This is a genomic window from Actinotignum schaalii FB123-CNA-2, assembly GCF_000411135.1.
Classification (GTDB): Bacteria; Actinomycetota; Actinomycetes; order Actinomycetales; family Actinomycetaceae; genus Actinotignum; species Actinotignum schaalii_A.
On record NZ_KE150263.1, the window covers coordinates 41,201 to 54,076 of the forward strand.

Genomic DNA, 12,876 nt, shown 5'->3' on the forward strand with positions numbered 1-12,876 from the left:
AGGCACGGGGCCGACAGTGCCCGGACACTTCCCCGTGCCCGCGCGCCCCGCCCGCTATGCTTAGGCCCCGTGGGTTATCTAGAAGCAGCCATTCTTGGCATTGTGCAAGCGCTAACGGAATTCTTGCCGATTTCTTCCTCGGCGCATATCCGTATTATCGGTGATCTTTTCGGCTGGGGAGATCCGGGTGCGGCTTTCACCGCGATTATTCAACTGGGCACCGAAGCAGCGGTCCTCTGCTATTTCTGGAAAGATATTGTGCGCATCATCCGGAAGTGGTTGTGTTCGTGGACCGGGCGGGTCGCGCGCACGGACGCGGATGTACGGATGGGCTGGGTGGTCATTATCGGAACGCTTCCCATTGGCATTCTCGGCCTCCTTTTCGCGGATACCATCGAGACGTCGCTGCGTAATCTCTATATCACCGCGGCTGTGTTGGCGCTGTTCGCAATTTTCCTCGGGCTGGCAGATCGATGGGCGAGCCAGCGTAAAGAGCTGCGCGATATGAGCTACCGTGACGGTTTGCTTCTCGGTTTCGGGCAGGCTCTCGCGCTTATTCCGGGAGTGTCCCGTTCGGGCGGAACGATTACCACCGGGCTACTCCTCGGCTATACGCGCGAAGCTGCGGCGCGGGTGTCTTTCCTCATGGCGGTGCCCGCGGTGCTGCTCTCCGGTTTTTACCAGTTGGTCAAATACGCCGGAGACGCCTCGATTCCGGCCGGGCCCACGATTCTTGCCACGGTAATTTCTTTCGTTTTGGGGTACGCGGTGATTGTGTGGTTCTTGCGTTTGGTGTCCACGCGTTCGTACCTGCCATTCGTGATTTATCGTCTTGGATTGGCGGTACTCGTGGTGGTGCTGCTGGGCACCGGTACGCTTTCTGTTTTTTAACGACGACGCCGTGACGGCTCGCCTCGCGCGGGTGTTCTCTGAGAGCTAGCGGCGTACTGGGTAGACTGTGCGTGGGTTCCTCGCGGGGAGGACCTGTGAAGTAGGAGACTAACGGATAACCAGATGGAGACTTGGACACACCCGGAGGTACCACCACTGGGATTCACCCCGGACCTCAACCTTTACGATTCTGATAATGAGGACATTTGCCGGGTAGAAACGCGGCGCCCTACCCTCTATACCTGCGGGATCACACCCTACGATGCCACCCACTTGGGCCATGCTTTTACTTACGTGAGCGCCGACACCCTGGTGCGGTATTGGCTGGCGGCCGGACTTCCGGTTCGCTATGCCCAAAACATCACGGATATCGACGATCCGCTTTTCGAACGCGCCGAGCAAACGCAGGTGGATTGGCGTGAACTTGCCGATTCTCAGATAGCGCTTTTCCGTTCCGATATGGATGCCCTACGGGTTGTTCCGCCCGGGAACTGGGTTGCGGTGTCCGAGGTGCTGGACGAGGTGGAGGCGGTCGTTCGCGATTTTGAAGCTCGCGGTCTCACGTACCGACTTCCCAATGGGGATGGCTCGGAAGATATCTATGTTGATCTCACCCGCGATCCGAGTTTTGCCGCCGCGCCGGTATTTGAGTATTTGGATCTCGAGCAGATTTTTGACGAGCACGGTGGCGACTCAACTCGCCCCGGCAAACGCCGCACCCTGGACCCGCTGGTGTGGAAGGGTGTGCGTGGCAATGACTTCCGGCCCGCGGGGGAGAAGCCCGGGTTCTGGCGGCCCGGCTGGCATGTGGAATGCGCGCTGATAGCCCGCACCTACCTGGGGGAGCATATCACCGTGCAGGCCGGCGGGCGTGATCTGCTGTTCCCGCACCATGAAATGAGTGAGAGTCATCTGCGGGAGATGACCGATGATCGCGGCCGGGTAGATATCCACTTCCACGTGGGTATGGTGGCCTACCAGGGCGAAAAAATGTCCAAGTCGCTGGGCAATCTAGTTCGAGTTTCAGAGCTGACCGCGGCAGGTGCGCACCCGAGTGCCATTCGTCTGGTTCTTTTGGCCAATCATTATCGCTCCGATTGGGAATACGAGGCGAGTGCGCTCCGGGATGCCGAAGCCCGTTTGGAATCATGGCAACAGGCAGCTCGCGGTGCGCTCGCAACGGCCGCGGGTGTTGCGAGCTCCCCCGAAACCTCCGCTGTATCACCAAGCAATACCTCCACGGAGTTAGATCCAACGTGCCGAGCACTTATTGACGCTATTTCCGATGATCTGGACACTCCGCAGGCACTGCGCATCCTGGATGATTGGGCGGCATCCGGAGCGCCCAATGCGGGGCAGGTGGTGCGCGCTGTTGATGCGCTCCTGGGTATCCAGCTGCTTGCCAACTAGGTGGAAAATCCAGCCGCCTGAGGTAAATGCGTTAGGCACGTGCGGGCTGCGGACGGTGCGCATTTCGCCGTGCGAACTCGGCCCGGGCGCATGCGCTAACTATGTGCCGTGCGCATCTGCTCCACCCCCTCCATGCTGAGCGGCGGGGGAGTTCCACCGTAGGCCGGGCAGATCTGCTGGAAATAGCACCAATCGCACAGGCGGGAGGTGCGCGGTTCGAATTCTCCGGAATCCAGGCGCGCGGCAATATCCCTCCAGGTTTCCTCCAGATCCAGGGCGATACGCCGGGTATCTTCCGGGAGTGGATCATAGGTGAGGGTGCGCCCATCTTTGAGGTAGACAAGCTGGGTGCGGGCTGGGCGCTGCCCTTCCGTTAGCTCCAAAAGCAGCGCATAAAAACGCATCTGGTAGAGCGCTTCGTTCTGGTAGCGCGGGTGCGGGGACTTCCCGGTTTTGTAGTCAACCACTCGCAAGGCGCCATCGGGAGCAGCATCGATACGATCAACGATTCCACGTAGGGCCAAACCGGAAGGCAGGCGGGCATTGATGAACTTCTCCCGATCCCGCGGTGCCAAAAACTGCGGATTCTCCATGTGGAAATAATTGCTAATAAGAGCGCGGGCCTGCTCCAGCCATTCCGAAAGCGCATCCGCGGACTCAAAAAGATCGGCATCCTGAGGGGATTTTTCCAGGTGGGCTTCCCAGCGTGGGAGGAGGAGGGACTGGGCGTATTCCTCGGTACGTTCTTGCTGCGGAGCGGCGTACAGGTATTCCAAAACCGAATGTACGAGAGTGCCGCGTAGCGCGGCGAGGGAGGGTGCTTCCGGAAGACGATCAACGCTTCGGAAACGGAAGAGCAGCGGGCACTGCTTGAAATCTTTGGCACGTGATGGTGATAGTGCGGCGTGACGAGTCATGCCTCCACTTTAACAACTCGCTACGACAGAAAAATCTATCGCAAGGACAAACTACACTGGAGGAATGACATTACGACGAGGCCCCTTCCGCCCCGGTGAACGCGTGCAACTCACCGATCCTAAAGGGCGGCATTACACCATCAATCTCACGGTTGATGGCTATTTCCAGTCCACGCGGGGCTCTTTCCGCCACAGCGAACTTATTGGGAAAGAGGAAGGCAGCCTCATTACCACCGAAGAAGGCCGCGAATTCCTCGCCATGCGCCCGCTCCTGAGCGATTACGTTCTCTCGATGCCGCGTGGCGCCACCATTGTGTATCCGAAAGATGCGGCGCAAATCACCCATACTGCGGATATTTACCCGGGGTCGCGGGTGTTTGAAGCGGGGGTCGGTTCCGGGGCTCTCTCTATATCCCTGCTCCAGGCGGTCGGCCCCGAAGGTTTTCTTCTCAGCGCGGAACGTCGTCCGGAATTCGCGGAGATTGCGCAGGCCAATCTAGTGTCGTGGTGGGGGAGCCACCCGGAGAACTGGCGGGTGGAATGCGGGGAAGCGGCTGATATTTTGGCTGCTCACCCGGCCGGTTTTGATCGCGTTATCCTCGATATGCTCGCTCCCTGGGAAATTATTCCGGCGGCCGCGCAGGCTCTGGTACCCGGCGGGGTTTTCCTCGCTTACGTTGCAACGACGACGCAGCTCTCTCGCTGCGCCGAAGATCTCAAAGCAACGGGACTTTTCACCGGCCCTGAAGCCAGTGAGACTCTGGTACGCACCTGGCATTTAGAAGGGCTCGCGGTGCGCCCCGATCACCGGATGGTTGCCCATACCGGTTTCCTCATTGTGGCGCGCCGGCTAGCGGGGCCCACCCGGCTTTCTCCGGCATCCCGCCCTGCCAAGGGCGCCTACGCCGAACCCATGCCCTGGGAAAACCCAGAAGCTGAACCACTTCAAGAACGCACTATTGCGGAAAAGAAACTTCGTAAGGTCCGCCGCGATCTGGCACACCGGGCGGATGTAGAAGAAAGCGGGGTCTCCACTCCGGGAGAACATTCCCGCCAGATAGCTGAGAAAATCGCGGCGGAAATCGCGCACCGCGAAGCGGAAAAGAAACGGCACGCGGAGGAATCACGGGAAGTGGACAAACGACGGGATGTGGAGCACGCACAGCACGTCGAGGACTAGTGACCTAACCGTGAGGGCACCCGGGATGCTATCTCCCGGGGTGGGCGGTAAGGTAGGCCTGTCCTAGAATAAAGGGACGATCAGAAAGGAAGCCATGAGCACACCGGAGTCGAGCGCGGCTCTTGCCGAAATCGCGTCCTTGCGTGAGAAAAATGAACGTCTCTCCACCTCGCTGGTCGCCGCCCGCAAACGCATCCAGGAATTGGGGGAGAAACTCGATTCCCTCTCCCGGCCTCCGGCTACCTTCGCCACCTTTATTCGTGGGCATTCCTCCGATCATTCCATTGATGCCCTCGTGGGCGGCCGGAAAATGAATGTGGCCGTGTCCCCGTATGTCGCTTTGGAACAATTGCGCCCTGGCCAAGAAGTACGCCTTAATGAAGAACTCGTAGTGGTCGGCATCGGAGGCTACGAAAATATCGGGCAGCTCGTTGCTGTTGAACTCGTGCTGGACCCCCAGCGGGTACTCGTGCGGGTGCACGCGGATGAAACAAAAGTGCTGCGCATCGGCGGGAAGCTTTCGGCTGCGCAACTGCGGGTCGGGGATACCTGCATGGCGGATCTAAAAACCGGATTTCTGGTAGAGAAAGTGGAACGCCCGGATGTTGAGCACCTCTTACTCGAAGAAGTCCCGGATGTTTCCTACGCGGATATTGGCGGTCTGGATGCTCAGATTGAGGAAATTCGCGACAGTATCGAATTGCCCTTCCAACAACCCGACCTCTATCGGGAGCACGGCCTGCGTCCACCCAAGGGAATTTTGCTGTACGGGCCTCCGGGAACCGGGAAAACCATGATCGCGAAAGCGGTGGCCACCTCTCTCGCGGAGAATGCTGCACGTGCCCAAGGGGTGGCGAAAGCCTCCTCGTACTTTCTCAATATCAAGGGCCCGCAGCTGCTCGATAAATACGTGGGGGAAACCGAACGCCAGATCCGCGAAATCTTTTCGCGGGCCCGGGATCGGGCCTCCTCGGGTATTCCCGTTGTTATTTTCTTCGATGAAATGGAAGCCCTGTTCCGCACCCGCGGTTCCGGGATTTCTTCCGATGTGGAAACAACCGTGGTACCCCAGCTGTTGGCCGAAATTGACGGGGTAGAACAACTCTCCAACGTTATCGTTATTGGCGCCTCCAACCGGGAAGATATGATTGACCCGGCTATTTTGCGCCCCGGAAGGCTCGACGTGAAAATCCGGGTAGAACGCCCCGATTATGCGGGGAGTGTGGATATCCTCTCCAAATACCTCACCCCAGATCTGCCCTATACACCAGCTGATATGGAGGCCTATGGTGGTGGGACGGGAGCCTCCGCCCATCTGGCCCGCCTCATCGCGGATAAGGTTTTCGAGGCATCGCCGGAGAACCGCTTCGTGGATGTCACCTATGCATCGGGTAGGAAAGAAACTCTTTATCTTGCCGATTTTGTATCTGGCGCGCTGCTCGCAGGTATTGTTGATCGCGCAAAAAAGGCAGCTATCAAAACGTATTTAACAACCGGGGCGCGCGGAATTACCGCGGAACACGCTATCGCCGCCGTGCATGCCGAAGCCCGTGATAGCTCGGAACTGGACCAGATCTCCAACCCGGATGAATGGGCCAAAGTCAACGGTAAAAACCGCGGGGAGCGGATCGTGGCGGTGCGGCCACGCCAGAGTGATCAGGCACGCCAGGCAAGTGCGTCCGGCCATGCCGAACCAAGTGTGCCGCCCGCGCAGAACACAACAGGGGAGGAACCACGGTGACAGCACGTCGAGTCATCGGCCTGGAAACAGAATTCGGGATTATGGAACCCGCTGATCTGCGGGCAAATCCCGTGGTGCTCTCGGCTGATTTTGTAGAAACCTACGGGCATGCCGGGGAAGGGGCCGGTACGCACGGTCCGGTGGCCTGGGATTACACCGGAGAAGATCCCCTCAATGACGCCCGCGGTTTCCGGATGAGCCGGGAGGAGGCGGACCCTTCTCAGCTCACCGATGATCCTGAGAATCCTGCCCCGCCAGCTGGCGTCGTCGTCGCACCTCTCACGGAAGAAGAGGCAGAACTGCGCCGCCCGCGCGCCGCGAACGCGGTTCTTACTAACGGCGGGCGTCTCTACGTGGATCATGCCCACCCGGAATATTCTTCGCCGGAAACCTCCACCCCGCGCGAAGCCGTGCTCTGGGACCGCGCCGGAGAGCTTATCGCGCGGCGTGGAATCGAGCTGTTGCGCGAAAACGGCCGCGAATTTGCCATCTACAAAAACAACGTGGACGGAAAAGGCGCGGCGTACGGCTCCCACGAAAACTACCTGGTTGATCGTTCCCTGCCCTTCACAGAGATCATCCGCTACCTCATTCCTTTTTTCGTGACTCGGCCGATTCTGTGCGGTACCGGGCGCGTGGGGCTCGGCCCGCGCTCGGAACAACCCGGATTCCAAATCTCGCAACGCGCCGACTACGTGGAAAATGACGTCGGGCTGGAAACTACTTTCAACCGACCCATTATCAATACCCGCGATGAACCGCATGCGGCGGCGCAGCGCTTCCGGCGCCTTCACGTCATCGGGGGAGACGCCAACCAATTTGATGTGTCTATCCTGCTCAAAGTGGGAACCACCTCGCTGGTGCTGTGGATGCTGGAACAGGACGCGGTGCCCCTCGGGCTGGAATCGGTCATCATGGATAATCCCGTGCCGCTCACGTGGACGGTTTCTCAAGACCCGAGCCTTACCACCAAACTTGAGGTGCACGAAGGCGAACCGCGTACCGCACTGGAAATCCAGCAGATTTACCTCGATGCGGTGCGCGATGCGCTGGCCGAACGCGGTGAGGTAGATGCCGATACCGCGGAAATCCTCGAGCGGTGGCAAGGCGTGCTGGACCTGCTCTCACGTGATATTTTCTCCGCCGCACCCCAGGTGGAATGGGTGGCGAAATACCAGATCCTCAATGAATTACGCGAACGCGGCGGGGGTAGCTGGGATTCGGATAAACTGCGCGCCCTCGATGTCCAATGGCATGATCTGCGCCCCGAGCGCTCCATCGTGGCGAAACTGCGGCGTGCCGGACGGGTGGAGGAACTCTTCTCCGAAGCGGAGATCTCCAGAGCTGCCCTGCACGCCCCGGGTTCCACGCGCGCATATCTGCGCGGCCAGCTCATCTCCCGTTTCTCCGAACACGTGGCCGCGGCCAGTTGGTCAAGCGCGGTGCTGCGCGATAGCGCCGGCCGGCTCCATCGCCTCAGCCTGCCCGATCCGGCTGCCGCAAACGAAGCGACCCTGGGGGCTACCCTGGCCGCCGCACACACGATAGACGACGTTATTGCCGCGCTCACCGCGGTGGGTTCGTAGTCGGGGCAGCGCCAGTAACGCAGCCGGGACCTACCCGCACCAGTACCAAAGAAGAGGAAGGAAGAAATGTCCAGTCAAGAATTCCTGCAGCCCCAACGCCGGCAGGAAGAACAAACCGAAGTGGACGCCCCGCAGGCGCAGAATCAAGATTTTGGTATCGATGCGCTGCTCGACGATATTGACGCCGTGCTAGAAAGCAACGCGTCCTCCTTCGTGCAGGGCTTCGTGCAGAAAGGCGGACAGTGATACCCCGTCGCGTTATGGGCATTGAGACCGAGTACGGGATCACCTGCGCAGCCCGGCGCGGCACACGCCCACCGCTGGACGCCGAAGAATCCGCCCAGCGGCTATTTGCGCCGGTACTGGCCATGCATCGGTCCACGAACACTTTCCTAGAAAATGGATCACGCCTCTACCTCGACGTGGGTGCCCACCCGGAATACGCCACCGCTGAATGCGATAATATCGACGACCTCCTCGCTCACGACCGCGCCGGAGAACTCATTTTTGCGCGGCTCGCGAAGGGTGCCAATGAAAAATTACAGGACGACGGCGTACCTGGGGCCATCCACCTCCTGAAAAACAATGTTGATTCAGAAGGGCATTCTTTCGGGTGCCACGAAAACTACATGGTGCACCGGCGCCCGGACTACCGCCAGCGCATTGCCAGGCTCATCCCCTTCTTCGTCACCAGGCAGATCGTGGCGGGAGCCGGAAGCCTGCACCGCGGGGAAGACGGGCAGGTTCGCTACGAATTTTCCCAGCGCTCCCACCAAATGTGGGAGGCCATCTCTTCGGCATCCACGCGGTCCCGGCCCATGATCAATACCCGCGATGAACCCCACGCTGATGCGGAACTCTACCGGCGCATGCATGTTATCGTGGGAGATTCCAATATTGCCCAGGCTACAACCGGTCTCAAAGTCGCGGCCACCGAAGCTCTCCTCACTCTCGTGGAAGAAGGCGCGATCCTTCCGGACCTGGAACTCGCCGATCCCATGCACGCCATCCGGATCACCGGCGCCGATCTATCGGGGCGAGCTAATTTGGAACTGGCCAGCGGTGGATTGACCGATCCGATTTCGGTACAGCAGCGAATGTATGAAGCCGCGATGAACCACCTGGATCGGAAAGGATACCTGGCGGAGCTCGATCCCACGCGGCGCTATCTCCTCGAGCTGTGGGAGCGCGCCATTGATGCGGTGGAACGCCGCGATCCAAGCACTATTGCCACCGAAATCGACTGGGCTGCCAAACTCGCCCTTCTCACCCGCTACCGGGAACGCACCGGGGCGAAACTCTGCGATGCCCGGGTGGCGCGCCTGGATTTGGCATATCACGATATCACCGCGGGCGGTTTGCGCGATCGGATGGAAGAATCCGGGCTCCTACGCCGAGTTATCACGCCCGAACGCGCTAATGCAGCGATCACGGCCCCGCCGCAGACCACTCGAGCCGCGTTACGGGGGCGTTTTTTGGCCGCGGCGCGGCGAGCCCGGCGCGATGTGGCGGTGGACTGGTCCACCCTGCGCCTGATGGAGGCCAATGGGAATTCCACCGTGGTCCTCAACGACCCACTCGCCACTGAAAACCCCGAGGTCGAAGCACTTATCGAGGAGATCACCGCGTGAAGTACCCCGTGAGATACCGAGCGATCCTGGCGGGCCTCGCGGTGGCCGCTACCGCGCTAGCGGGCTGTAGCGGCCACCGCGAGCCCGACACTCCCGGAAGCGTGGATGTCACAGGCGCTTTCGGAGCTCCCGTCACTATCTCCGTGAGTGGAAACCTCCATGTAGACGGGGTGCGCCAGGATGTCCTCATCCCGGGAGACGGTGTGGAACTGGCCGAAGGAAGCCCGGTCCTCGCCCGCATCACCTCCTTTGACTCGCGTACCGAGGCTCCGGTGGAAGGCTTTGCCACCGGCGGGATTACTCTCGCTACCGTGAGCCGGGCTGGAGTGGGGGAGCTAGCTCCCTATATCAGCGGACAGCGGGAAGGCAGCCGCCTGCTCATCCAGCGCGAAGAATTAGTCGCCGGAGACCCCGGTGCGGTAGAAATCGTTATTGTCGATATTCTTTACACAAATGCACGCGGGGAGGCAGCGTCTCCGCCGGCCACGCCACCGGCAGGAATGCCGGGATTGGCAAGCGGAGAAGGAGTGGCACCCGTGCTTACCGGGGGTGGCGGGCCCATTCCGGAATTCGCGGTGGTACCCCTCGTGCTCGGGCGCGGTGAGCAGGTAGCCGCCTCGGACGAACTTGTGCTCAACTACTTCCTCGTGGATCCGAATGGGCAAACGGTTGACTCCAGCTGGACATCCGGGCCGGTGCGTGCCGCCATGGGCGATCTCATGGATGGGATGCGCAAAGGTTTGGTCGATCAGCGGGTAGGTTCGCGGGTCATGATTCTGATTCCCGCTAGCCAAGCTCGCGGGGATACTGACCTTGTGGCCATTGTCGATATTTTGGCCACGGGTCAGGCACTTACCCAGATTCGTGCCGGAGCTGCCTAATGACTGCGCATCTCCACGTGTAGCTGTCCCGCATCCCAGCTCGCCACCGCATATGCCAGGGCCGGGGCGTCTCTTTTTGCGAGTAGCACACGTTCCTGGGCGGCCCACATATCCCACCAGCCACTCGGATCTCCCTCACGCTCCCGTACCCGAGCCCGCCGGAGAGAATCCTCACATTCCATCCAGATTGTGGCCGTGCATAGCGGCGCGCAGGCCGCCGAAGCCGAGCCGCATCCTTCCAGCAGCAGCACCTCGGTGAGCTGATCGGCCGGCACCGTTACCGGAGCGTCGTAGCAGCTCAGATACCAATTCCAGGGTTTTACCCGCGCGTTCTCTCCGCGCAGAAAAGGCTCCAGAATCTCCCGGGCTACCCGCTCCACGCCGCGAGCCAAGCCATCCCACCCGGGTACGAAATGTTCCACTTCGAGGATTTCGACCGCCAGCCCGCTCGCGCGTAGCCGCGCCCCAAGAGCCCGCGATAACTGGGTTTTCCCGGCTCCGCTGCGCCCGTCAATGCCGTAGATTCTCCGGCCTTTCCCGCGAAGTACCAGGGCCGCGAGGAGACCCAGGCCGTCCGTGCCACCGTTCATGCGCCTCACCTATTCCTGCATCTTTTTTGTCACCCCGTGCGGGTACTCTATGTCATAACCGGCACGCGGAGCGAAGCTCACCGAGAGCGGGAGGCACAGTGGCATGGTTTATTGATGAGGTAGCACAGCGGGTGCGGGCCGCCGCTCGGCAGGTCTCAGACCAGGAGCGTGATGCGCTGCGGCGCGCCGTCCAGGCAGCTCCTGCACCACGCGAGTTTTACCGTGCTCTCGCGCCCAGTCCGCAGCGTCCTATCGGTGTCATTGGGGAGATCCGCAATTTGGACGGAAATCCAAGCCCCGCACCGGAATATCTAGAAGCTTTTACGGAGGCCTTGAGCGCCGGGGGAGCGGCTGCGATCTCTGTGACCGCTCCGGTTATCCCCGGAGGTCTCGGCCTCCCGGCGCTACGGCGCGCCCGCGCCATCGGAGTGGGGCCGCTTCTCTACCGTGATGTCACTGTTTCCGCAGTGCAGCTTTTAAGGGCTCGCGCGGCGGGCGCGGATGCTGTTTCGCTTACCCCTCGCATCCTCTCCGATGTGGAACTTGAAGCACTGGTGGAACGCGCGCGATCCCTCGGCATGGAACCCTGCCTGGAAGTGGAATCCGAAAGTGACATAACTCGCGCGATTGGCTGCGCGGCGCGCGTAATCGTCGCAGATTCGCGTTCCGCCACGGATTATCCGCAGCTTTTCGAGCAATTGCCCTATACCTGCGTGCGGGTGGTACGGCGCGGGGTACGCAATCCCCGGGATGTTTTCACCGCGGCACGGCACGGTGCAGGGTGCGTTATCGTAGGGCGGGCCCTACTAGAAACCGATGACCCGGTCGGGCTTGTGGCTCGCATGGCAACCGCGGGGCGGCATCCGGCCGCGTTGCTCATGGCCGAACGCATTGCGCACGTAACTGAACATACCCTTGACGTTACCGAAGATACGGCCCAGGCACCCGGGCTCGGGCATCAGCCCCACACCCCCGCACAAGAAGGGACACGATGATTCCAACAGCTATTCCGGCTCCCGAGCACTCCGAATGGGTGCTTTTTGAGACATCCGGATTTTCCCTCTCCATCAAGTTCTACGCGATTGCTATTGTCATCGGCATTATCATCGCGTATGCCGTGACGGAACGGCGCTACGTTGTGAAAGGCGCGACCCGCGATGTCACGCTTTCGATCGCGCTGTGGGCAGTTATTTTCGGGATTATCGGTGGGCGGCTCTACCATGTGATAACGGACTACCAGCTGTATTTCGGCCCCGGCCGTGATCCGTGGCGCGTCTTTGACCTACGCGGAGGCGGTCTGGGAATCTGGGGTGCGGTTGCGCTGGGTGGTGTAGGTGCCTGGATTGGGTGCCGCCGCAACGGTGTCCGGCTCCTGCCCTTTGCCGATGCCCTTGCTCCGGGCCTTCTCATTGCCCAGGCCATCGGCCGCCTGGGCAACTACTTCAACCAAGAACTTTTTGGCGGCCCCACCTCACTACCGTGGGGCTTGGAAGTGGACGGCGCGCACCGCCCAGCCGGTTTTCCACCCGATCAGCTCTTCCACCCCACCTTCCTCTACGAATCCCTGTGGTGCCTGGGTGGCGCCGTCGTACTCCTTCTCCTTGAAAAGCGCTTCCACCTGGTGGCCGGGCAGCTTTTTGCCGCATATGTCATCGTTTACACTCTCGGCAGAGTGTGGATTGAAAACCTGCGTATCGATCCGGCGCACCTCGTTGCTGGTTTACGCCTCAATGTTTGGACATCGCTTCTCGTTTTACTCGGCGGGATCATTGCCCTCGTTATCTTACGACGCGCCTATTTGCGTGATTCTTCTCGCGATCACGTGTGGTTGCGGGCCCGCCCCGAACCAGAAACTGAGGGAATCGACACGTCACAAAACAACGACGCCGCAGCGGGCGCAGCCGTCGCCGTGCATGAAAAAATGGAAACTGCCGGGATTGCAAGTAAAAACGATTCCGCCACCGCGGCAAAGGAATCCGAATAGGGCGTGGGTAACCGCTCAGTGAACGAGTGAAGCCAATGCCCGAACCGTGCGCTAGCGTAAAGATG

At 60.5% G+C, this 12,876-nt stretch carries 12 protein-coding genes; 10 read left to right on the top strand and 2 right to left on the bottom strand.

Annotation, left to right across the window (positions count from 1 at the left end):
• Positions 1-69: 69 nt before the first annotated feature.
• On the top strand, positions 70-891 hold the full coding sequence (locus tag HMPREF9237_RS05440; RefSeq protein WP_016442730.1) for an undecaprenyl-diphosphate phosphatase: 822 nt from the start codon (positions 70-72) through the stop codon (positions 889-891).
• Between the two features lie 123 nt (positions 892-1,014).
• Positions 1,015-2,301 carry a hypothetical protein gene (locus tag HMPREF9237_RS05445; RefSeq protein WP_016442731.1) on the top strand — a complete coding sequence of 429 codons (1,287 nt, stop codon included), beginning with the start codon at positions 1,015-1,017 and terminating at the stop codon, positions 2,299-2,301.
• Positions 2,302-2,396: 95 nt separating this feature from the next.
• Here the strand turns inward: HMPREF9237_RS05445 and HMPREF9237_RS05450 are convergent, their stop codons facing one another.
• Positions 2,397-3,218, bottom strand: coding sequence for a RecB family exonuclease (locus tag HMPREF9237_RS05450; protein ID WP_016442732.1), 822 nt, complete (start codon positions 3,216-3,218; stop codon positions 2,397-2,399).
• Between the two features lie 64 nt (positions 3,219-3,282).
• Here HMPREF9237_RS05450 and HMPREF9237_RS05455 point away from each other — a divergent pair, with 64 nt between their 5' ends.
• The 6 genes from HMPREF9237_RS05455 (at position 3,283) to HMPREF9237_RS05480 (ending at position 10,237) form a co-directional block, all read left to right on the top strand.
• A complete protein-coding gene (locus HMPREF9237_RS05455) occupies positions 3,283-4,398 on the top strand; it encodes a tRNA (adenine-N1)-methyltransferase (protein ID WP_016442733.1) in 1,116 nt (371 codons plus the stop codon).
• Positions 4,399-4,492: 94 nt separating this feature from the next.
• The gene (gene arc, locus HMPREF9237_RS05460) at positions 4,493-6,139 is read left to right on the top strand and encodes a proteasome ATPase (RefSeq protein WP_016442734.1); all 1,647 of its coding nucleotides are present in this window, start codon (positions 4,493-4,495) and stop codon (positions 6,137-6,139) included.
• Positions 6,136-7,725: a depupylase/deamidase Dop gene (gene dop / locus HMPREF9237_RS05465; protein ID WP_016442735.1), complete on the top strand. Its 1,590-nt coding sequence runs from the start codon at positions 6,136-6,138 to the stop codon at positions 7,723-7,725. Before arc ends, dop begins: the two co-directional genes overlap by 4 nt.
• Before the next feature lie 66 nt (positions 7,726-7,791).
• Positions 7,792-7,971: a ubiquitin-like protein Pup gene (locus HMPREF9237_RS05470; RefSeq protein WP_016442736.1), complete on the top strand. Its 180-nt coding sequence runs from the start codon at positions 7,792-7,794 to the stop codon at positions 7,969-7,971.
• Between the two features lie 14 nt (positions 7,972-7,985).
• Positions 7,986-9,356, top strand: coding sequence for a Pup--protein ligase (pafA, locus tag HMPREF9237_RS05475; protein WP_016442737.1), 1,371 nt, complete (start codon positions 7,986-7,988; stop codon positions 9,354-9,356).
• A complete protein-coding gene (locus tag HMPREF9237_RS05480; RefSeq protein ID WP_016442738.1) occupies positions 9,353-10,237 on the top strand; it encodes an FKBP-type peptidyl-prolyl cis-trans isomerase in 885 nt (294 codons plus the stop codon). The genes pafA and HMPREF9237_RS05480 overlap by 4 nt, the downstream gene beginning before the upstream one ends.
• On the opposite strand, the gene HMPREF9237_RS05485 is transcribed toward HMPREF9237_RS05480, so the two are convergent.
• Positions 10,234-10,827: a hypothetical protein gene (locus tag HMPREF9237_RS05485; protein WP_016442739.1), complete on the bottom strand. Its 594-nt coding sequence runs from the start codon at positions 10,825-10,827 to the stop codon at positions 10,234-10,236. The two genes, HMPREF9237_RS05480 and HMPREF9237_RS05485, sit on opposite strands and share 4 nt — an antisense overlap.
• Before the next feature lie 98 nt (positions 10,828-10,925).
• On the opposite strand from HMPREF9237_RS05485, the gene HMPREF9237_RS08955 reads away from it, so the two are divergent.
• Complete coding sequence (locus HMPREF9237_RS08955; protein WP_016442740.1) at positions 10,926-11,822, top strand: hypothetical protein; 897 nt, start codon at positions 10,926-10,928, stop codon at positions 11,820-11,822.
• Positions 11,819-12,811: a prolipoprotein diacylglyceryl transferase gene (lgt, locus tag HMPREF9237_RS05495; protein ID WP_016442741.1), complete on the top strand. Its 993-nt coding sequence runs from the start codon at positions 11,819-11,821 to the stop codon at positions 12,809-12,811. The genes HMPREF9237_RS08955 and lgt overlap by 4 nt, the downstream gene beginning before the upstream one ends.
• Positions 12,812-12,876 lie beyond the last annotated feature (65 nt).

Bases quoted from the DNA above. Each gene is read 5' to 3' on its own strand.
- arc (WP_016442734.1), top strand. From the start codon at position 4,493: ATGAGCACACCGGAGTCGAGCGCGGCTCTTGCCGAAATCGCGTCCTTG.
- HMPREF9237_RS05455 (WP_016442733.1), top strand. From the start codon at position 3,283: ATGACATTACGACGAGGCCCCTTCCGCCCCGGTGAACGCGTGCAACTC.
- HMPREF9237_RS05485 (WP_016442739.1), bottom strand. From the start codon at position 10,827: ATGAACGGTGGCACGGACGGCCTGGGTCTCCTCGCGGCCCTGGTACTT.
- lgt (WP_016442741.1), top strand. From the start codon at position 11,819: ATGATTCCAACAGCTATTCCGGCTCCCGAGCACTCCGAATGGGTGCTT.
- HMPREF9237_RS05470 (WP_016442736.1), top strand. From the start codon at position 7,792: ATGTCCAGTCAAGAATTCCTGCAGCCCCAACGCCGGCAGGAAGAACAA.
- HMPREF9237_RS05445 (WP_016442731.1), top strand. From the start codon at position 1,015: ATGGAGACTTGGACACACCCGGAGGTACCACCACTGGGATTCACCCCG.
- HMPREF9237_RS05450 (WP_016442732.1), bottom strand. From the start codon at position 3,218: ATGACTCGTCACGCCGCACTATCACCATCACGTGCCAAAGATTTCAAG.
- pafA (WP_016442737.1), top strand. From the start codon at position 7,986: ATGGGCATTGAGACCGAGTACGGGATCACCTGCGCAGCCCGGCGCGGC.